Genomic DNA, 19609 nt, shown 5'->3' on the forward strand with positions numbered 1-19609 from the left:
CTTTTGTTATAGATTACTAATTAAAAAGAAGACATCATATTGTTTTTAGGGGCGAATGGGCATGCGCCCTTACAGAGTTTTTATTTGTAGCAAACGCAAACATTTAAGTATTTCATTGAAAATTCTAGGTTTTTACTCGATCATTAGTTGTAAAGATTGCTAATTTTTCTCTCTAACTATTTTTGAGAATTGCTATGAGCTTGTAAAAATTTGTGATTATTTTATCTTATAGAAGATGCTTTAATTTTGCATTGTCATAGAGAGATTTAACAATTTCTTTGATATCTTGAGTCTGGTTTTTATCCACTACGAGTGTTACCTTACCATCACGAACAATTACCACATCCTTTAGACCAATGGTAACAATCACTTCATCATTATCGCTGGTATAAATAATGGCATCTTGAGTGTTTTTGCTAATATGAGTGCCTAATTCTACATTATCCTGTTCACCCTTAAGCAATCGCTCAACTCCATTCCAATCGCCTAAATCGTCCCAGCCAAAATTAGCAGGGAGAACATAGGCTAGCTGAGTTTTTTCCATCAATGCATAATCAATGCTTTCCTTTTTTAATTCTGCATAAGCATCACGACCTTTTTCTGCTAAAGAATGGAGCAACTTAGGAGCATATTTAGCTAATTCGTCTAAAACAACTTTTGCCTGAAAGATAAACATACCGCTATTCCAGCTAAAATTACCTGTTTTAATAAATGACTGTGCGGTAGCTTGATCTGGTTTCTCGGTAAAGCGAGTCACTTGATAAACAGGTAATTGATTAAAGTATCCCTGTTTCTCTCCTTGTTCAATATAGCCATAGCCAGTTGCGGGCTGATTTGGGGTAATGCCTAAAGTTACAATAGATGGCTGTGCAAGTGCTTGTTGAATAGCCGCATCTAAAGTTGTGTTGTAGGCGGCAACATCCCCAATCCAATGATCTGAGGGAAAAAAGCCCACCACGACATCTTTGCCATATTTTTTAGCTACTTCCAACGTTGCCCAAGCTACTGCGGGGGCAGTGTCGCGACCTTGAGGTTCAACTAAGATATTTGATTGAGGCAAATCTGGGAGTTGCTTTTGCACTCCCTCAGCAATAATTTCTGAGGTAATTACCCACAGATTTTCCCATCCTCCCGCTAAATCTAGAAGACGATTGGCTGTAGATTGCAAGAGACTCCTACCACTACCATCTAAACAAAGAAACTGTTTAGGTCTTTTAAGACGGCTAACTGGCCAAAAACGCTCTCCTTTACCGCCAGCTAGAATAATTGGAATTAACTTTAGTTTCATTTGCTTTTTCGATAATGAAGTAGGACATTAAAAACAATATTAAGTAAACAAACTTACTCAAAAAATTTCAATTAGTAAAGCTAATTAAGCGTTTTTTTTACAACAACTATAGATTACGCTGGTAATATGTGTCATATGATCTTGCTTATTTAAATAATCAATATTTTGTACGATGCTACTCAATTAAAATTTGAGCAATTGTGGCAATCGCATTTTGTTAAACTACGAATCACATTTAGTTTATTTTTTCTGCTTCAGGGAAGTTAATTTTAAGATATTGAAAAAAATCAAGCGCTTACTTATATTCAATTGATAATCACAGTATAAAAATAAAGATAATTTGCATGAATCACAAGCGATCGCATAATAGTAATCTATCCTCGCAGCAAACCGAAAAAGACACGGTAGCCCAAGAAAAGAATCAAGTTGAGTCAATTAAATTATGCTCAGGCGATCGCGTTATCGAACAATCATCAAACCTTCATCAGGTTAACCTATTACAGCAATCTTTGTGGTTGTGGTGGCGACATTTATCCCAGTCATATTTTAATCAGGGTCTTTTTTGGGGAGGATTAGTTAGTATGACCTCAATTTTGTCAGCTATTGGCGGTGTTGCCTTAACTAAAATTGATTTAGTTAATCGAGAGATATCTCAAGTACTCCCGCAAAATTTTTCGATATCAGCTTCGGTAGAAGATTCAAGATTAAATACGCCCCTGCCGTTAAATACTAATCTGCCTAGAGGAAAAATCACATCTGAGCCAGAACCAAATCGCCTTAGTGACAATTCATTACCAAAATCTACCCCAAAGCTAGCGCTCCAAAATAGTCAAGCAACATCCACTATCAAGACACCTCAGCCATTATCTAGCCAACAAAGTAGCGTGCTGGCAAGGAAAAACTCTGTTCAAAACAATCTGATCGAGGTGCAGAATACCACCAATAATCCTGAACTTGGTCGACAAGTGGTGGCTTATTTGAGGCAACAAAATTTTCGCCATGTTTATTTGGTTCAACACATCCCGCTAAAATTAAAACAAACCAAAATTGTGTCAAATTATGGTCAAGTAGAAACAGCTGATTATCTCAAAAATATTTTAGGGTTTGGTAACTTAGAGGCGCAATCGACTTTGCAACAGCCAAAATTACTCCTTCAGCTAGGAGAAGATGCGCTTTTCCAAATCAACTATCGTTTCTACCGCTAACCATCAAATTGACATCAACATCGACTTATTACAGTAATTTATTTATGCTTTTATCTCAACTAAGACAGCATTTCCTGAGTATCTTGTTAGTCGTGGCGATCGCAATTATTTGGGTATTATTAGACGCTACTCCCGCGATCGCTCAAGAAAGCGCGATTAACTATACCTATAGCGAAATCCGACAGCAAGATTTCTCCCACAAGAATCTAGTTGGCGCAGTTTTTGCCGCCGCAGATGCTAGAGGGTCTAACTTTGAAGGCTCGAATGTCAGCAATTCGATTTTAACTAAGGGAATTTTTATCAACACCAACCTTAAAGACTCTAACTTTACTAGTTCTTTGATGGATCGAGTCTCTTTTGAAAACTCTGATTTAACCAACGCTATTTTTCAGGATGCAGTCGCTACCAGCACTATTTTTGAGGGTGCAAACATCACAGGTGCGGATTTTACAGGCGCAATTCTAGACCGTTACCAGATTTATTTAATGTGCAAAAGAGCTGAAGGAACTAATCCTGTAACTGGAGTAGAAACTAGGTATAGTCTAGGTTGTCGAGATTAACTAGCAGATGGAATCTGGGGAACTCGATCAACAGATTGAGATACCTCTGCTGGAATTACCATTTCTACCGCAGCTTTTTTAGGCTGTTTTTTACCCACAGGCGGAATTTCTAACAAGTCTCTTGTTCCTGTAAGACCTTGACCAATAAACAGAAGTAGTGCCAAGCAATTAAGCGCAATATGAAGATTGCGGATAGTAATGCTACGATAAATATCATCTATGATAGCGAGGGAGAAAATCATCAATAGAGAAACGGCTATTCCCAGATAATAGTGTGACCAATACCACTCATCTGGTAGTCGCCATACTCCATCTTGTTGACCGATCACAACTAAACCAATCCCTGTGAGGGTAGCAAAAATACCTCGCCAAAGCTTAGGTCTAGCACGCAGCAAGAGAACCAGAGAAGCGATCGTGGCAACAAATAGCAAAATGATTAAAATTGCTTGAGGATTATTTTTAGTCCACAGACCTTTTTTAATAAAGCTTTTATAAATAATCGAATAGGCTAAGGCAATTAAGGATACGACTACAACGCTGGCAGCTAACCAGCGACCAAATTTAACATGTTCTCTTCCTACCAGCGCAGGAATTTTTTTATCTTGTTTGGCAGCTAAACGACGCTGACGAGTTTGCCACGCAAAATTGCTGACAATTCCAACCAACGGGAAAACAAAGATTACTACTAGGACAGGATGAATCAAGGAAACTAAATCTTCGCTTCCTAGGTTAGAAAAGGCTAAATACTGCTGCAAAGCAAGAGAAGTCAAGATATATGTATTCATGGTATTTACAAGATAAATTCTCAAATTATTGCCAATGAGTTGCCAAGCAACTTATCGTCTTTGTAAACAAGTTAAAACACAATTATGAAAATAAACTGAATTTATTCTGATTTTAAAATGCGCAACCAGCTAAAGAATTAAATCTTTGTAGCTTCTTTCGATTTGTGTAACGTCTTGGTAATCATTTGCGTGCGAAATGAAGAAAATACGATCATATGGGTGGTTTGACCATAATTTTCACCTCTTGTAAAAGCTTAGTTACATTGATTTTTCAGCGATCGCCGATTGATCGCCTACTGAATAAATTTTTTGTTGGTAACTTTTTGAGATGCGATCGCTTTAAGCAATCTTTAAATATGTTCGCCTTCAAGCACAATATACTTGTATTGTGATTGTTGTATTTATGGTGCAAATTTTATTGAATGTTGGCAGATAAATTCATTTTAGATTTGGAATGCGTAGATCTTCAGAATAAAGAATTACTGCCTGATTATTCAGGGATTTATTATGTCATAGATCGTCAACATCTGATCTGGTACATAGGGCGCTCTGTCAACTTACAACAAAGGTGGAATAATATTGTCAATCCTCACCATAGATATCATCAATTACTTACTATTGCAACTCAAAAAAATACAGAGTTTTTCATTTATTACTCTCAGGAGAAGAAAAATAACCTTAACAAACTAGAAAAAACGCAAATAGCTAAATATCAGCCTTGTCTTAACTACACACCAGTAGCAAAAAATAAATATTTTAATTCCAACTCAGTTCAAAATTATAAACTGAGAAAATATAGTTACAGCAATAGTAATTTAAATACGTCACTCACAATATTATCTGATATTAAAAATCATCAAAATAAATATATGCAAGAAACAATTAATAGTATACAGAATTTGTCAAATAACAACTCGTCTTTAGAACAATTTAAGCGTAAGTTTATAAATATCAAGAATAAAGATCTAAAATTGAATCTTGAGCTAGAAATTTGTGTTGACTCACAAAATAAACTCTTTGTTAGACATTATATGCATTCTATATTTTGCTATCGTATTGATATTGAAGATCTGAAAGATAAAGATTCAATTGAAGACTGTATATCAACTTTAGAATCACATTTTGAATGTTTATATGAACATTCCTTAAGGTGGTTAGGATATAAACTAAGTTGTAAAGAAATTTTGCTGATTGATGAAGAAGAACAGATTGAGATAGAAACTCAGGCAATTATGTTACCTTTTCGTCTGTTTGTTGAATTAATAGAATATCAATGGATGACCGATAGAAATCTGTCAGAGAATTTAGAAAATCAAGATCTTGAATGGTTTAAAGAGAAATGTTTGAATTTTAAAATCGCCAAATACTTACATGATAATGATTGGACGCTGTACAAATTAATCGAGCAGCTAGAAACAGCCTAATCTATTAATTCAACTCATTCAAATTGCGAACAATCCAAAAGCTATCCAAAGGATACACCTGCGGATAAGATTAGCGTCATAGCTGATAGCTACCTCAACCGACTAACGTTCTTAACCCGAACTGACATTAAACAAGTGCTGTTTCAATACTTCTCGTTTAAGCTTTGTTATTGATTGGTTGAGTAGTCATTACTTATTACTCATTACTTATTACTTATTACTCATTACTCATTACTTAAGCCCAGGTTTACCGAGCGCAATTGTTAACCGAAAAGTATTGAGTGCTGTTTTAGTAATTTACCCAAAACCTTAATACCGCGATCAATAGTTTCGGGAGGATGGGAAAAGTTGAGGCGCAAGGCATTATATCCTTTTTGTCCTGGAAAAAAGGGCATACCTGGATACACAAACACATTTTCTGACCATGCTTGATGTGCTAGAGATACCAGAGAAATTTCGGGTGGTAGCTGTACCCAGAGAAATAAACCACCATTAGGTATTGTCCAGGTTGCCTCATCGGGAAAATAGTTTTCCAATGCTTGCAGCATCGCATTACGACTAGATAGATTACTAGCTTGCAAATGGTTGAGATGATGACGATATTGTCCTGAAGCTAGATATTCACTCACAATTGCTTGAGAAACTGTAGAAACATGTAGATCATGGAATAGCTTTTGCTTTAATAGAGGATGATAGTGTTTTCCTGTGGCAACTAAATAGCCTACTCTTAAACCTGGCATGAGAGTTTTAGAAAAAGTGCCTGTATAAATTACGCGATCGCTACAGTCTAAAGATTTTATTGGTGGAGGTACTGGTGCAAAATTTAGACCTTCGTAGGCATTGTCTTCTAAAATTAGACATTCGTACTGTTCGGCTAAAGCTAATAGCTGCTGGCGATGTTGAAGTGTTGTGGTGATACCTGTCGGGTTTTGCAGAGTAGAGACAGTATAGATTAACTTGGGACGATGGCTTTTCAGATACTGTTCTAAAAGTTCTAGATTCATACCCGAACTCTGCATGGGAATACCAATGATTTTCGCGCCGATATTTTCGATAATATCTAATGTGCCGTAGTAAGTTGGACTTTCAGTGACAATCCAGTCTCCAGGCTGAAGATAATGATTCATTACTAGAGATAACCCTTGTTTTGAACCGTTAGTAATAATTAAATCGTTGGCAGAAATTTCTAACCCTAACTGAATTAGCATTTTTGCCGTTTGCTGTCTTAGGGTTTCTTGTCCTTGAGGAAAATCATAATTAAATAAGGTTTCTGTTACCTGTTTCATCGCTCGTCTAGCGTGACGCTGCAAATTTTTTAAACCAGATGAAATTGGAAATCCGCTACTAAAATCGATCGCCCCAGGTTTACTTTTTACCTGAACTGAAAGTTGATAAATTTCCATAAAGGAAATATTGCTATTATCGGGAATAACTACTTCTTGGATCGGCGCAAAATTAGATTTTGTTTGTTGAGAAATAATAGATAGAGGATTAATAAAATATCCCGCCCCAGGACGAGCATGAATCAAACCATCTGCTTCTAGGATACTATATGCCTCAATTACAGTAAGTTTATTAACCTGAATAGTTTTAGCTAAAGTACGAATAGAAGGTAAGCGATCGCCTGCTTTGAAAGTTCCTAATTTGATTAAACGACTAAGGCGATCGCGAATTTGTAGATAAATGGGTTTAGGTGCCTGACGGTCGATGGGAATCTTCACTTTTAGTTCTTTATCTTGGTCAGTATTTCAGAGTGCGTCAGTTTCGCGTGCGTCACTGCTGGTTGAGCCTTCAATTATATTATGCGATCTCTTTCTTGTTTTGCTGGTACGCTTTTGACTACTTTTTGCTAGAACAGTTGAACAATATAGGAACTGTACTAGTAATGTTTTTGTTTTTTGTACCTTCTTATTTTTAATTTAATTTGCAATAGTGATAGTGAACTTTATAGCTAGAGTTGAGCTAATAACTGTAATGAAAATTATTGATAATCTAATTCCTATAATTGAGAATTTTTGCTTGACGTTAAGTAACCAAAGAACTGAGCCGAAAGTTTGGCAAAAATGCGATCACCAAGGTAATAGCTATTGGTTAACTTTCGATCCAATCACAGGTTTATCTAGTTATTTCTGTAACGAAAAAGAAGTAAGAATGTGGCTCGATCAATATCACTATAGTCAGAAAAATAGATAGTTTATTTTAATATATTAAAGAGAATCAAATGAGTTTATCTAAAAATAAATCTAGTTTGGCTTACGAAAAAATAGAAATACAAGAAAACAAAATCATTCTTTTCTGCCAAAAGTTTTGGCAATTTAGTAAATTCTATGGCAAATATCTTGGTAGTCTCCACTCTAAAAATAAATCATCTAAGTTTGGTGGTTGAGTTAGAAACCCCGCTCTGTATTGTGTAGTAATCAGAGTCGAAAGGATGTCAGTTCATGAGACTTTGACTATTCGTACCTGTGGCTTTGCTTTGGGTGTAATTATTTGCGTGGCATTAAGCAAACATTTTTGAAATTATATTAAGATGCCGATCTTGAAGCCTATCTTAAAATTGTCCCACGGGCGATCGCGGCTTAAAAGAAGTTGAATAGTAATTAATATAAACAATGCAAAATATTAGCTTAATAGCTTTCTATGGTGATAAACCTGCCCCATTAGCTAGCTTGATTCAAAAATTGCAGACGTATTTAGCAAATCATCAGTTGCTTCAAGATAAATTTATTCCCTATCAATTAAACCAAGTCCACGGCACAATTATTGGTTGTGAAGGGTGGAAAACAGATTTGGGAGTAGTTAATCAGTGGTTTAAAGAAAAGAGACAAGAAACCAAATATATTGATTTTGCTGGTTTAATTAATTATCTTCAGCATCAAATTAATTTATCGATAACGATTCGCTTTGGTGGATACGATCGCAATACTAACTATAATTTTCTCAGTCGCGATCGGCATTTATATCATCGTTCTGTTCAACTTCAGTCAGTAGATAATAATACTATACCTGTATTAATTGGCTGGTCATGGCAAGACCATGATGTCACCTTAGCTATAGACAATTTACGCCGTGAGTTGCAGCGATTTAATTTGCTCCATAAATATCATGCAATTCCTGACGATATAGATAATGACTTTTATCTAAGACTAGGAACTATTAATGCCAAGTTGACTTCAGCAGAAATTGAAGCTATCTCTACAGATCTTTGCAATTGGCTGAAAACTCAACACCCTTTATACATTTCCATAACTCTTAACGATTTAGCCTTTGCTCAATATCAAGATTTAACTCTTACCCCAGCAACAACTCAAATATTTCCTGTGGCGGAAATTACCGCTAATCAATTAAAGCAATTTGGATAAATTTGCCAGGTTGTAATTATCGTTTTATTTGCTATTATTGAAGGTTTTACTGCTTTTTGTCTAATTAAATATAATATGCAGTTTAAATGATTAACAGCTTAAATGCTTATTTATCTAAAAAAGATGTGACTTAAACTGTTCTCTTACTGTGATGAGATCGCAATTGTTGATTGACTTAAATATTTAAAATGAAAAAATTATTAGTGACAGGAGCAAGTGGTTTTTTAGGCTGGAATTTATGTCAGCAAGCTCAAGCTAACTGGGAAGTATATGGGACTTACTTTACCCATGAGGTAAAAATATCTGGAGCAACTTTATCTAAGACGGATTTAAAAGATTTTGCTGCATTAGCTCAACTGTTCAAAAAGATTCAGCCTGATGCAGTGATTCATACTGCTGCTGCTTCCAAACCCAATTTTTGCCAAACTAACCCCCATGAATCTTTGGCGATCAACGTGACTGCTGCGGTGAATATTGCTCGCTTGTGTGGTGAAGGTAATCTTCCCTGTGCCTTTACCTCTACAGATTTAGTCTTTGATGGCAAACATCCTTTTTACCAAGAAAGCGATCCCATCTGTCCAATTAATTATTATGGCGAACAAAAAGCGATCGCCGAACAAAAAATGTCTGAGATCTATCCTGCGATCGCCATTTGTCGGATGCCTTTGATGTTTGGTGCGCCTTCCCCCGTTGCTGCTAGCTTTCTTCAGGGAATGATTAGTAATCTCAAAGCTGGCAAAGAAATTAATTTATTTGTAGATGAATTTCGTACACCTGCTAGTGCTACAGCAGCATCTCAAGGATTATTATTAGCTGTGGAGAATCAAATACAGGGAATCTTACACTTGGGAGGAAAAGAGCGTATTTCTCGTTATGATTTTGGTCTGTTGCTAGCAGATATGTTACAGCTACCGACAGATTTAATTAAGCCAGGCAAACAAGCAGATGTTGTTGCGGTAGCACCGCGATCGCCCGATACATCTTTAGACAGCAGTAAAGCATTTGCCTTGGGATACCAGCCTTTATCTTTGAGAGAAGAGTTAGTTAACCTATTAAGTAGACCAACCTAATCTTTACTAATCGGCTGGTTAGAGCGATCGCGAAATCTATTAGGGCAGCGATACTAGCGACTACACTATAAAGTAGTTAATCGGGATTTTGTTATTCAACAGTAACACTTTTCGCTAAATTTCTTGGTTGATCTACATCTAGCCCTTTAATCGCTGCAATGTGATAGGACAACATTTGCAGAGGAACAACCGCCAAAATAGGAGAAATTAACTCATCAACCTCTGGTACAGTCAAAATATCATCAAAGGTATGGGCTGCTTCAGTGGCATTCATCGCGGTAGTAACACCAATCAGACGAGCATCTCTAGCTTTTGCTTCTTGAGCATTAGAAATCACTTTATCATAAACACTTCCAGGCATAGCTACGGCTACCACAGGTACTTTATTATCCAATAAAGCGATCGGTCCGTGTTTCATTTCTCCTGCGGGATAAGCTTCTGCATGGATATAAGAGATTTCCTTAAGCTTTAATGCACCTTCTAGGGCGATGGGAAAATTAATACCACGTCCAATAAAGATAAAGTCTTCAATTTCGGTAGTAAAATCATGAGCTAATTCTTCGATCGCATCTGCTTGAGTATCAAGGATGGTTTCGATTTGGCTGGGAATATGACGCAATCCGGCAATGATTTCACCGATTTTATAATTGGGTACAGATTGACGACGATAAGCTAAGTCTAAGGATAAGAAATAAAAGCCCATTGTCTGAGCAACAAAAGTTTTAGTAGCAGCCACACCAATTTCGATACCCGCATGGGTGTCGATAATGCGATCGCATATCTGGGCAATACTGCTTTCGGCGCGGTTAGTAATCGCCAGTAATTTTGCCTGAAATTTTGGTTCTAAATCTGCTCTTCTGGCTCTTTCAGATTCTAAGGCTGCAATCGTATCGGCAGTTTCTCCCGACTGGGTAACGCCAATAGTTAAGGTGTTAGAAATTATGGGTTTAGGAGAATAGCGAAACTCTGAGGCGTAGTCTACTGTAGTGGGAATACCTGCAACTTGTTCTAGTAAATATTTGCCGATTAAAGCTGCGTGCCAACTTGTACCGCAGGCAAGTACTTGTATATGCTCTAGATTATCTGTCAGGTTAGGGGTTAGACCAAGATTTACAGGACTATAATCAGGATTTTCATCAGCGTGCCAATTAGGATTAATATAGGTGTCCAAACAAGTACGTACCACCGCAGGTTGTTCATAGATTTCCTTCAGCATATAGTGCCGAAAACCCTGCTTTTCTACCTGCACAGGATTCCAGTCCAAAGTACGAGGAAAACGAGACATTCTTGCTCCCTCGAAGTCGTAGATTTCCACTCCTAACGGCGTTAATCTGGCTATTTCTCCATTTTCTAAATTCAGGATGGTGCGGGTGTGGGGTAAAATAGCTGTCATGTCAGAAGCACAAAAAAATTCCCCCTGCCCAAAACCTAATACCAATGGTGCTTGTTGACGGGCAACGATCAACTCGTAAGGGTTATCTGCATGAACTACGGCGATCGCAAATGCTCCTTCTAGTCTGGCGATCGTTTTTTGAATAGCTGTCATCAGAGAATTAGAATCAGTCAAAAACTGAGTAATCAAGTGAGGAATAACCTCAGTATCTGTTTCTGAGCGAAATTCAATTTTTTTACTAATCAATTCTTCTTTTAGCTCAAGATAATTCTCAATAATACCGTTTTGTACCACGGCTAAACGGCGATCGGTGTTTAAATGAGGATGAGCATTGTGTTCTTCAGGTTTACCATGAGTTGCCCAGCGAGTATGTCCAATCCCAATTTGTGCATGATTGATGGTATGTTCTAGCTTTTCTCGGAGGTTAAATAATTTGCCCTTTGCTTTAACACAGTTGACTTGACCTTCTTCAACGGTGGCAATCCCCGCCGAGTCATAGCCTCGGTACTCCAATCTTTCTAAACCAGATATTAAGATATCTGTGGCTGCTTGAGTACCAATGTAACCAACAATTCCGCACATATTAAGCTATTTTTCTAAAAAATTGGGTCGCCTTAAGTGTATATCAAATGATGAAAATTGATGAAAATAATGGCTAGAAGTTATCTGATTCTGGTAAAGCACCTGCACCATTTTGATTCAGGAATAAATTGCCAGCAGCATCATTTTGGTAAACACAATCAATTTTTGGTTTACCTTCTAAAGCACCAATAAAACCAAAAGTATTCATTCGTCGTTTGCAATCTTTTACTTGTTCTGAACTGACCAAGTTTTGCTGTTCTAAAATTGACCAGTTAGTTCGGCGTAATACACATCCAGGCTGCATCTGAGGTTGAGTTAAATATACGCTAAACGGATTTAGGGTCAGAAAAACGCGCATATCGGTAACGATCGCACTTGCGCCAAATTGCTGACATATTTCAGGATTAGGTGCTTTGCGATCGATTTGCAGGCTAGAATCAACAGTTGCCAGATTATCTGAACCACTAGTTAAATTTAAAGAAAGTCCAATTACTATACCAATGATAAAAACGCTGGCAATAATCGCTATTTTTGCTATGTCTAACGGATTTTTTTTACTGGGTGGATTAGGATTAGGATTAGGGTTAGAGCGATAGTTTTCAGGCTGAGCGTAAGGATCTACTCGACCATTTCTATAGTTATTATTAAGATTACGATTTCTACGAGCCATAGGTGATTATTAATTACTAATTACTAATACTGATTAATTGCTCATTGCTCAGGGATACATTCCTCTATTTTAGAAGTTTTGTTTAGGGAATTTGTTTCTAGTTTAAGCTGAATCTATAAGCGATTAAATTTCTCTTAAAACTGCGATGAATAGTAACCAGTTTACCCCTCAGCTTACGAAAGATGGCTCATACACTTTTTTCTCACCAGAGTTTCAAGAAACTTTTCATTCATCCTTTGGCGCAAAACAAGAAGCGGAAGTGAGATACATTGAACCTTGTCAAATTAAAGAATTAGCGACACAGCAGTGTACTATTCGTATTTTAGATGTCTGTTATGGCTTAGGTTATAACAGTGCCGCTGCTTTAGAAGCAATTTGGTCAGTCAATCCTCAGTGTCAGATCGAACTAATTGCTTTGGAAATATCGCCTGATGTCCCCCGTCAGGCGATTCAACATAATCTTTTAGCACAGTGGCAATTGCCTATTCCCAATCTCTTGGCTGAATTAGCAAGTAAATCTCAGGTTTCCACTGAATTTTTCTCCGCTAAACTACTATTAAATGATGCCAGGCAAACAATTAAGTCACTCGTGGAGCAAAATTGGCAGGCAGATGCCATTTTTCTCGACCCTTTTTCTCCGCCAAAATGCCCTCAACTTTGGACGGTAGAGTTTATTAATTTATTAAGTAAATGTCTTACTTCAAGAGGAAGATTAGCAACCTATTCTTCTTCCGCAGCAGTTCGTACCGCCCTGTTGAGTGCTGGATTAAATATTGGTTCAATTATAGGCGCAGGTCGTAAGTCTCCTGGGACTATTGCTAGCTTCGAGTATAAAAAGCTACCAAAGCTATCGATCATGGAGCAAGAACACTTGCAAACTAAAGCGGCAATCCCTTATCGCGATTACGCTGGCGCGCACTCTGCGGATCGCACTCTACAAGATCGGGCAGAGCAAATCATCGCTCGCCGACAACAAGAGCAGCAAAAAAGCCCTCAAGAATCCACATCTCAGTGGCGCAAACGATGGCTGGGGTCAAAAATATAGCCCTTGATATACCGTAATTTTAAGGAAGTATTAACTTTAAAGTGCTTTTATTAAGCAAAATTAAGAATTAGACTCAGTATTATACCTGATCCCAAATATTAGAATTATCTTCATAATATTTATCGATATCGCTAAAACATATTTTGTTTTAATTTTGTCGTTCGATCCAGAAAATCGAGCTAGGCTAAAGTATGTTAACAATGAAACTACTCAATCAATAAGTCAGACCTCTAAAATTTTGTGAATCAATGAAATGACATTAGTTTTAGCTAAATCAAGTTAAAAATTTTCCTTAGATTAAGAAAATAATGAAAAAAGTTGGCGACTGTCCTGTGGCTACCAAAACCAATACTTTCGTAAGCACCTACCCTGATTTGCCGACTGCTAAAATTCTCATTGTCGATGAAAATCGTCTGAGTCGAATGACAGCACTAGATCTTCTGCTGCTAGATGGCTATGAGGTCATTGAAGTAGATAACCTAACTTCAATTTTGAGTAAAATTATCGATCAGCAGCCCGATCTGATTTTGCTCAATACGAAGCTGCGTCAGCAAGATAGCTTTGCTTTATGTCGTCAGCTGAAAGAAAATTACCGCACTAATAATATACCTGTTGTATTTACCACTTTAACTAACAACAGAGATGAGCGCATCAAAGCAATGGAAGTTGGTGGTAGCGATGTTCTTCTCAAACCCCTCAATCGAATTGAGCTATCTACTAGAGTCAAGTCTTTGATTAATCAAAAACGAATCAATGATGGATTAAATCAAACAGAGCAGGTACTATTTACTATTGCTAGAGCGATTGATAAGCGCGCTGTTACCAGAGGCGGGATAGTTCGCGTGACCTCCTTAGTTAAATCTTTTGGGGAGTATCTTGGTTTAAGTGAACATGAGATTGATGACCTAGCTTTTGCTGCTCATCTACATGACATTGGTACAATTGTGATTCCTGATGCAGTGATGCTCAAAGCAGGAGAGCTAACTGTTGAAGAAAAAGAGTTAATTAGACAACATGTTCTAATTGGGGAAGAGATCTGCCAGCCATTACGTAACCGTAGTGGCGTTTTACCGATTGTACGCCACCATCATGAACGGTGGGACGGCAGTGGTTATCCTGATGGTCTTTCAGGCACAAATATTCCCTATTTAGCTCAAATTTTTCAGGTGATTGATATATATGATGCCTTAACTAGCGATCGCCCTCACAAGCAAGCTTATAGTCCCGAAGAAGCACTACAGATTATGTGGTCAGAAACTAAGCAGGGTTGGCGTAACCCAGAACTAATCGAGCAATTCACTCTCTTTATTCATGCTCAAAAGCACTCGAAGCTCTAAGCTCTAGGCTTTAAGCGAATGACCTAATTGCACCTGTTCAAATTAAGGTGTAATTAGGTCTTTTTTTGTGTTCTTCGCCACAGACATTGGTTAAAAAGATACTGGATAGCAGATAATAATAGGCAGGGATGCTAATTAAACCAAAATAACGACGTCAGCTATGGTCAAGAATAAACGAAAAACATTCTTGTTGGATTTTGAAAAACCTTTGAGTGAGCTAGAGTCCAGAATCGAACAAATTAAAACTCTAGCCGCAGAAAACCAAGTAGATGTTTCTACCGAAATATCACAGCTCGAAGTGCGAGCAGGAGAATTACGCCAAGAAATATTTAGTACTCTTACTCCAGGTCAAAGACTACAGTTAGCTCGTCATCCTCGCCGTCCCAGCACTCTAGATTACATTCAGGCTATTAGTGATGAATGGCTCGAGCTTCATGGCGATCGCGGGGGCTATGACGATCCTGCTTTAGTTGGCGGTGTCGCGAGGATTTATGGTCGTCCCGTGGTAATAGTAGGACACCAAAAAGGCCGAGATACTAAAGACAATGTTGCCCGTAATTTTGGGATGGCTTTTCCTGGTGGCTATCGTAAAGCTTTTAGATTAATGCAGCACGCCAATAAGTTTGGAATGCCGATTTTAACTTTTATTGATACCCCAGGAGCCTGGTCGGGAGTGGAAGCAGAAAAGCTTGGTCAAGGAGAAGCGATCGCCTATAATTTGCGAGCTATGTTTGGATTTGAAGTCCCGATCATCTGTACCGTTATTGGTGAAGGTGGCTCTGGCGGAGCATTGGGAATTGGAGTAGCCGATCGCCTCTTGATGTTAGAACACTCTGTTTATACAGTAGCCAGCCCAGAAGCCTGTGCGGCAATTCTCTGGAAAGATGCTCAAAAATCTGATCGAGCAGCAGCAGCCTTGAAAATCACCTCTGAGGATTTAAAAGAACTAGGCTTGATTGATGAAATTGTGCCTGAGCCTAGCAGTGGCGCTCATGTCGAGCCTGTAGAAGCAGCAGCAAAGCTCAAAGAAGTTATTTGGCGCAATTTGGAGCAGCTAAGGCAGCTATCTCCTCAACAAAGACAAGAACTGCGTTATGATAAATTTCGTCAAATGGGTCGTTTTGAAACAGTTGCCAATTAGATTAAACCATTCTGAACTTATTACCCCAGGACAGTTTTGATCTTTGCTCTTAAAACAGATGTATATTTGGAAATGCTATAATGCAAAAGCAACATTTTGTTACACAAATTCTCATTTGGGGTTGCCCAACAATTTACCGTTTTGATTTAACTCTACTGGCAATAGAGCTTGAAACCAAAGGTAATTAGTGACAGTAAACCAAATTATAAAAATACCTGCCATATTTTACATTGAGCATTTTTACTAACAACCGACATTTAGCCAGGTGAAATATTGGCGAGCAATACAGCAATTTATCTTAGAAACATTGGAAAAGATATTTATCACTGTTTTTTAGATCGTATCTGCTATGTTGAATTTTTATATTTATTGACTTGGGCAAATCATCTTACAGCATAATGAATCCACCCTCAAATCAACCCAGAGCAATCGTCACAGGGGCAAGTAGCGGTATTGGCAAAGCAACTGCTTTAGCCTTTGCCGAATCAGGTATTGAAGTTGCTTTAGTCAGCCGCTCTAAAGCTAAACTACAGGCTTTAGCCTTAGAGATTGAGCAAAAAACCCAAACTAAAACAAAAGCTTATCCGCTGGATTTAGCTCTAGTAGACCAAGTGGCTGAAGCTATTGCTGGCATCTGTAGTTCCTTTGGCCCTATTGATATTTTAGTCAATAATGCAGGAATGGGGTATACTAATTTGCTAAAAAATACAACTCTAGCAGATTGGCAAAAAATACTTGAGCTTAACCTGACTAGCGTTTTTCAATGTGTCCAGGGAGTTTTGCCCCAGATGCGCGATCGCGCTTCAGGAACTATCATTAATGTTGCTTCAATTGCAGCCTCGAATGTTTTTCCTGAGTGGGGCGCTTATAGTGTCAGTAAAGCAGGGTTGGTGGCTTTAAGTAAAGCGCTATCGCAAGAGGAGAGAAGTAACGGGATTCGTACCGTAATTATTTCTCCTGGTTCGGTCAACACTCCCATTTGGGATACAGACACCGTTCGAGCCGATTTGAATCGCTCGGCAATGCTAACCCCTGAAATCGTTGCCCAGTCGATACTCCATACAGCTTTACTACCTAGCCAAGCGGTAGTTGAGGAAATGATCGTTATGCCCAGTGGAGGGGCTTTATAGGCAAAGGCAGCAGCGGACGCGAAGCTAATCCTTTAGGGCGCTCTTGACTGCACGGAAATGCTCAGGTTTCATCAAACAATGCGACCAAGCCTCGGCTTATGACAGTTCCCTGCGGAGGGAAGCGAGCCTGCAAGCCTCATGAGGAACTGCATTAACAAGCGATCGCATATTTAACAGCAAAAGGATCAAGTTTTAATCACATTAATACATTATGACAACAGTTTCTTCTAACGGTTATAATCGTTCTGAATCATTCGGCAATAATTCTCAACCGCTACAATCTAGTTTGTTAGATCAAGTTGCCAGTAGACCAGATCGCAACACCCACAACGGACAAGCTGCACAAATTAAGGCGACTTCGGAAGCTGCCAAAGAACAAATGATGTCGGCAGTCTATACTATGCTGGAGTCGGTGGGAGAAGATCCAGAGCGAGAAGGATTACTGAAAACTCCCAAAAGAGTTGCCGAAGCCATGGAGTTTTTGACTAGTGGCTACAACCAGTCTTTAGATGATTTGGTTAATGGTGCGATTTTTGATGAAGGACATAATGAAATGGTGTTAGTTAGAGATATCAATTTCTTTAGTCTATGTGAACATCATATGTTGCCTTTCATGGGTAGAGCGCACGTAGCATATATTCCTAATCAGAAAGTTGTTGGCTTAAGCAAGCTTGCTCGCATTGTCGAAATGTATGCCCGCCGTCTCCAGGTACAAGAGCGTCTAACTCGTCAAATCGCTGAAGCAGTTCAAGAAGTATTAGAGCCACAAGGAGTTGCAGTGGTGATGGAAGCTTCTCATATGTGTATGTCGATGCGGGGTGTACAAAAGCCTGGCTCTTGGACAGTTACCAGCGCCATGATTGGTGTCTTCCAAGATGAGCAGAAGACTCGCGAAGAATTCTTGAATTTGATTCGTCATCAGCCCAATTTTGGTTAAATACCCAGTAGGGGCGAACGTTAAGACCGCGCTGCTTCAAGAAGCGACTTTCGCACCCGAAGGGCGGTTCGCTCTCATAAAGATCTTGCAAATCGCCCCTACCTAATTTAGATTTTAATTAATTCCTCAACAACCTTATTTAAGCCAACGGAATTAGAAGCTTTACACAAAATGCGATCGCCTGGACAGATAACTTGTTTTAACTGACTAAGAAGAGTGGCGCGATCGCTAAAACAGGCGGTTTGAATTCCTGCTGCACCCTGAATCATTTCTTGTGCTGCTGTCTCATCTGCTAACACCATCAGTAGATCTAGGTTTAATTCTTGAGCTTTTGCCCCCACTTGACGATGTAGCTGGGGAGAATGTTCGCCTAATTCCTTCATTGTTCCCAATACGGCAATATGTCTGGTAGCAGGAGTTTCTTTCAGCATCTGTAGTGCAGCCAGCATTGACTCTAAGCCCGCATTATAGGTTTCATCGAGAATCACCACATCATTAGGCAAATCGTAACGACGAGATCGCCCTTGAGGTAGTCGAACCTGTAACCCAGCGATTAAAGGCGCAAAATCGATATTTAAGACTTGAGCGATCGCCACTGCTGCGAGATAATTACTGGCATTATGTTCTCCTGGTAAAGGCAGAGGTAAATCCTGTTCGGCAACTGTAATTTTGTCCTCGTCAATTGTTCCGTGTACATCTCCTCCTGTTAAACCATAGGTGATGGTTTTGCCCTGCCATACTTTTTGAGCAGTTTCAATTAACAGAGAATTATCGTAATTTAAAATAGCTGTACTAGTTTTAGGCATCTGTGCCAAAAGTTCACATTTAGCTTGGGCGATCGCTTCTCGTGAGCCTAAACGACCAATATGAGCCGTTCCTACGTTGGTAATTACGCCAATTGTCGGGCGGGCAATATCTGTTAACAAGGCGATTTCGCCCAATCCGCGCATTGCCATTTCAATTACAGCGTAACTATGTTCTGACGTTATTTGCAAAAGAGTTTTCGGTACGCCAATTTCATTATTAAAGTTGCCCTCAGTTTTGAGTACTTTTCCCTGAGTGCTTAATACTGCCGAAATTAATTCCTTGGTGCTGGTTTTGCCCACTGAACCTGTGACACCGACAACAGGGATATCAAAGCGATCGCGCCACCACCGAGCAATCTGTTGGTATGCTTTTAAAGTGTCTTTAACCATAAATTGAGGAACAGCGACAGATTCAATTTGACGATTTACAATTACGGCGATCGCACCTTTGTCTACTGCTTGCTCAATAAAGCTGTGTCCATCAAAATTTTCCCCGATTAAAGCGATAAACAGTTCTTGAGGTTTAATGCTGCGGGTATCGGTGGTTACACCAAATATAGACAAGCCTGGATCTGAGTCAGCGATTTGTAAGAGATTATCCTTGAGAATTGTCTCAAGTTCTGCCAGAGAAAAATAGAGAGGCATATTGTAGGTTTGATCTGTAGATTAGCTTCTTTTTGAGGCGTTGCAGAATCTAGGTATAATTCTACAATTTCTGCAACCAAGCAAATCAACTAAAAAGCTAATAGCTAATAGCTGACAGCTACGAACAGATTACTTTTGCGCTTCGTACTTCAAATCAGCAACGCCCTTTTTTATAGCTCTAAGCTTTAAACTTCAAGCTCTAAGCTTCAAGATACTACACAGTATTTAA

Annotated in this window: 18 protein-coding genes; 12 read left to right on the forward strand and 6 right to left on the reverse strand. The window is 38.7% G+C overall.

All coding sequences use genetic code 11. The features are described from left to right. Positions 1 to 226 precede the first annotated feature (226 nt). A complete protein-coding gene (locus C7B62_RS02920) occupies positions 227 to 1288 on the reverse strand; it encodes a mannose-1-phosphate guanylyltransferase (RefSeq protein ID WP_106233112.1) in 1062 nt (353 codons plus the stop codon). A 344-nt stretch (positions 1289 to 1632) separates the two neighbouring features. On the opposite strand from C7B62_RS02920, the gene C7B62_RS02925 reads away from it, so the two are divergent. Both C7B62_RS02925 and C7B62_RS02930 read left to right on the forward strand, forming a co-directional pair. Then, entirely contained in the window at positions 1633 to 2493 is an 861-nt protein-coding gene (locus tag C7B62_RS02925) for a LytR C-terminal domain-containing protein (protein WP_106233113.1), read from the forward strand. Positions 2494 to 2537: 44 nt separating this feature from the next. Further along, positions 2538 to 3053, forward strand: a complete 516-nt coding sequence (locus tag C7B62_RS02930) for a pentapeptide repeat-containing protein (RefSeq protein WP_106233114.1) — start codon at positions 2538 to 2540, stop codon at positions 3051 to 3053. Here C7B62_RS02930 and C7B62_RS02935 read toward each other — a convergent pair. Continuing rightward, positions 3050 to 3838: a DUF4079 domain-containing protein gene (locus tag C7B62_RS02935; protein ID WP_106233115.1), complete on the reverse strand. Its 789-nt coding sequence runs from the start codon at positions 3836 to 3838 to the stop codon at positions 3050 to 3052. The genes C7B62_RS02930 and C7B62_RS02935 overlap by 4 nt on opposite strands. A gap of 422 nt (positions 3839 to 4260) precedes the next feature. Here C7B62_RS02935 and C7B62_RS02940 point away from each other — a divergent pair, with 422 nt between their 5' ends. Then, complete coding sequence (locus C7B62_RS02940) at positions 4261 to 5262, forward strand: GIY-YIG nuclease family protein (RefSeq protein ID WP_106233116.1); 1002 nt, start codon at positions 4261 to 4263, stop codon at positions 5260 to 5262. 263 nt (positions 5263 to 5525) lie between these two features. On the opposite strand, the gene C7B62_RS02945 is transcribed toward C7B62_RS02940, so the two are convergent. Further along, positions 5526 to 6983 (reverse strand): PLP-dependent aminotransferase family protein, encoded by a 1458-nt coding sequence (locus C7B62_RS02945; RefSeq protein WP_106233117.1) that lies wholly within the window; start codon positions 6981 to 6983, stop codon positions 5526 to 5528. Between the two features lie 253 nt (positions 6984 to 7236). Here C7B62_RS02945 and C7B62_RS02950 point away from each other — a divergent pair, with 253 nt between their 5' ends. The 4 genes from C7B62_RS02950 to C7B62_RS02960 all read left to right on the forward strand — a co-directional run bounded on the left by C7B62_RS02950 (position 7237) and on the right by C7B62_RS02960 (position 9694). Continuing rightward, a complete protein-coding gene (locus C7B62_RS02950; protein ID WP_106233118.1) occupies positions 7237 to 7455 on the forward strand; it encodes a hypothetical protein in 219 nt (72 codons plus the stop codon). A 28-nt stretch (positions 7456 to 7483) separates the two neighbouring features. Beyond that, entirely contained in the window at positions 7484 to 7648 is a 165-nt protein-coding gene (locus C7B62_RS25565) for a hypothetical protein (protein ID WP_158260615.1), read from the forward strand. A 226-nt stretch (positions 7649 to 7874) separates the two neighbouring features. Next, positions 7875 to 8624 (forward strand): hypothetical protein, encoded by a 750-nt coding sequence (locus tag C7B62_RS02955; protein WP_106233119.1) that lies wholly within the window; start codon positions 7875 to 7877, stop codon positions 8622 to 8624. 188 nt (positions 8625 to 8812) lie between these two features. Continuing rightward, positions 8813 to 9694: an NAD(P)-dependent oxidoreductase gene (locus C7B62_RS02960; protein ID WP_106233120.1), complete on the forward strand. Its 882-nt coding sequence runs from the start codon at positions 8813 to 8815 to the stop codon at positions 9692 to 9694. A gap of 91 nt (positions 9695 to 9785) precedes the next feature. Here C7B62_RS02960 and glmS read toward each other — a convergent pair whose 3' ends face one another. Beyond that, positions 9786 to 11669 (reverse strand): glutamine--fructose-6-phosphate transaminase (isomerizing), encoded by a 1884-nt coding sequence (gene glmS / locus C7B62_RS02965; protein WP_106233121.1) that lies wholly within the window; start codon positions 11667 to 11669, stop codon positions 9786 to 9788. A gap of 73 nt (positions 11670 to 11742) precedes the next feature. Then, entirely contained in the window at positions 11743 to 12339 is a 597-nt protein-coding gene (locus tag C7B62_RS02970; RefSeq protein ID WP_106233122.1) for a DUF3172 domain-containing protein, read from the reverse strand. A gap of 145 nt (positions 12340 to 12484) precedes the next feature. Here C7B62_RS02970 and C7B62_RS02975 point away from each other — a divergent pair, with 145 nt between their 5' ends. The 5 genes from C7B62_RS02975 to folE all read left to right on the forward strand — a co-directional run bounded on the left by C7B62_RS02975 (position 12485) and on the right by folE (position 17929). Further along, positions 12485 to 13384, forward strand: a complete 900-nt coding sequence (locus tag C7B62_RS02975; protein ID WP_106233123.1) for a tRNA (5-methylaminomethyl-2-thiouridine)(34)-methyltransferase MnmD — start codon at positions 12485 to 12487, stop codon at positions 13382 to 13384. A 308-nt stretch (positions 13385 to 13692) separates the two neighbouring features. Beyond that, entirely contained in the window at positions 13693 to 14721 is a 1029-nt protein-coding gene (locus tag C7B62_RS02980) for an HD-GYP domain-containing protein (RefSeq protein ID WP_106233124.1), read from the forward strand. Between the two features lie 160 nt (positions 14722 to 14881). Next, positions 14882 to 15862: an acetyl-CoA carboxylase carboxyl transferase subunit alpha gene (gene accA, locus C7B62_RS02985; protein ID WP_106233125.1), complete on the forward strand. Its 981-nt coding sequence runs from the start codon at positions 14882 to 14884 to the stop codon at positions 15860 to 15862. A 398-nt stretch (positions 15863 to 16260) separates the two neighbouring features. Next, the gene (locus C7B62_RS02990; protein WP_106233126.1) at positions 16261 to 16992 is read left to right on the forward strand and encodes an SDR family oxidoreductase; all 732 of its coding nucleotides are present in this window, start codon (positions 16261 to 16263) and stop codon (positions 16990 to 16992) included. Positions 16993 to 17203: 211 nt separating this feature from the next. Beyond that, a complete protein-coding gene (gene folE / locus C7B62_RS02995) occupies positions 17204 to 17929 on the forward strand; it encodes a GTP cyclohydrolase I FolE (protein WP_106233127.1) in 726 nt (241 codons plus the stop codon). A gap of 107 nt (positions 17930 to 18036) precedes the next feature. On the opposite strand, the gene murF is transcribed toward folE, so the two are convergent. After that, complete coding sequence (gene murF, locus C7B62_RS03000; protein ID WP_106233128.1) at positions 18037 to 19380, reverse strand: UDP-N-acetylmuramoyl-tripeptide--D-alanyl-D-alanine ligase; 1344 nt, start codon at positions 19378 to 19380, stop codon at positions 18037 to 18039. Positions 19381 to 19609: the final 229 nt, after the last annotated feature.

The sequence above is a fragment of the Pleurocapsa sp. CCALA 161 genome, from assembly GCF_003003995.1.
GTDB lineage: Bacteria > Cyanobacteriota > Cyanobacteriia > Cyanobacteriales > Xenococcaceae > Waterburya.

Coding starts and splice junctions, on each gene's coding strand:
- C7B62_RS02920 (WP_106233112.1), bottom strand. CDS start 1,288: ATGAAACTAAAGTTAATTCCAATTATTCTAGCTGGCGGTAAAGGAGAG.
- C7B62_RS02925 (WP_106233113.1), top strand. CDS start 1,633: ATGAATCACAAGCGATCGCATAATAGTAATCTATCCTCGCAGCAAACC.
- C7B62_RS02930 (WP_106233114.1), top strand. CDS start 2,538: ATGCTTTTATCTCAACTAAGACAGCATTTCCTGAGTATCTTGTTAGTC.
- C7B62_RS02935 (WP_106233115.1), bottom strand. CDS start 3,838: ATGAATACATATATCTTGACTTCTCTTGCTTTGCAGCAGTATTTAGCC.
- C7B62_RS02940 (WP_106233116.1), top strand. CDS start 4,261: ATGTTGGCAGATAAATTCATTTTAGATTTGGAATGCGTAGATCTTCAG.
- C7B62_RS02950 (WP_106233118.1), top strand. CDS start 7,237: ATGAAAATTATTGATAATCTAATTCCTATAATTGAGAATTTTTGCTTG.
- C7B62_RS25565 (WP_158260615.1), top strand. CDS start 7,484: ATGAGTTTATCTAAAAATAAATCTAGTTTGGCTTACGAAAAAATAGAA.
- C7B62_RS02955 (WP_106233119.1), top strand. CDS start 7,875: ATGCAAAATATTAGCTTAATAGCTTTCTATGGTGATAAACCTGCCCCA.
- C7B62_RS02960 (WP_106233120.1), top strand. CDS start 8,813: ATGAAAAAATTATTAGTGACAGGAGCAAGTGGTTTTTTAGGCTGGAAT.
- glmS (WP_106233121.1), bottom strand. CDS start 11,669: ATGTGCGGAATTGTTGGTTACATTGGTACTCAAGCAGCCACAGATATC.
- C7B62_RS02970 (WP_106233122.1), bottom strand. CDS start 12,339: ATGGCTCGTAGAAATCGTAATCTTAATAATAACTATAGAAATGGTCGA.
- C7B62_RS02975 (WP_106233123.1), top strand. CDS start 12,485: ATGAATAGTAACCAGTTTACCCCTCAGCTTACGAAAGATGGCTCATAC.
- C7B62_RS02980 (WP_106233124.1), top strand. CDS start 13,693: ATGAAAAAAGTTGGCGACTGTCCTGTGGCTACCAAAACCAATACTTTC.
- accA (WP_106233125.1), top strand. CDS start 14,882: ATGGTCAAGAATAAACGAAAAACATTCTTGTTGGATTTTGAAAAACCT.
- C7B62_RS02990 (WP_106233126.1), top strand. CDS start 16,261: ATGAATCCACCCTCAAATCAACCCAGAGCAATCGTCACAGGGGCAAGT.
- folE (WP_106233127.1), top strand. CDS start 17,204: ATGACAACAGTTTCTTCTAACGGTTATAATCGTTCTGAATCATTCGGC.
- murF (WP_106233128.1), bottom strand. CDS start 19,380: ATGCCTCTCTATTTTTCTCTGGCAGAACTTGAGACAATTCTCAAGGAT.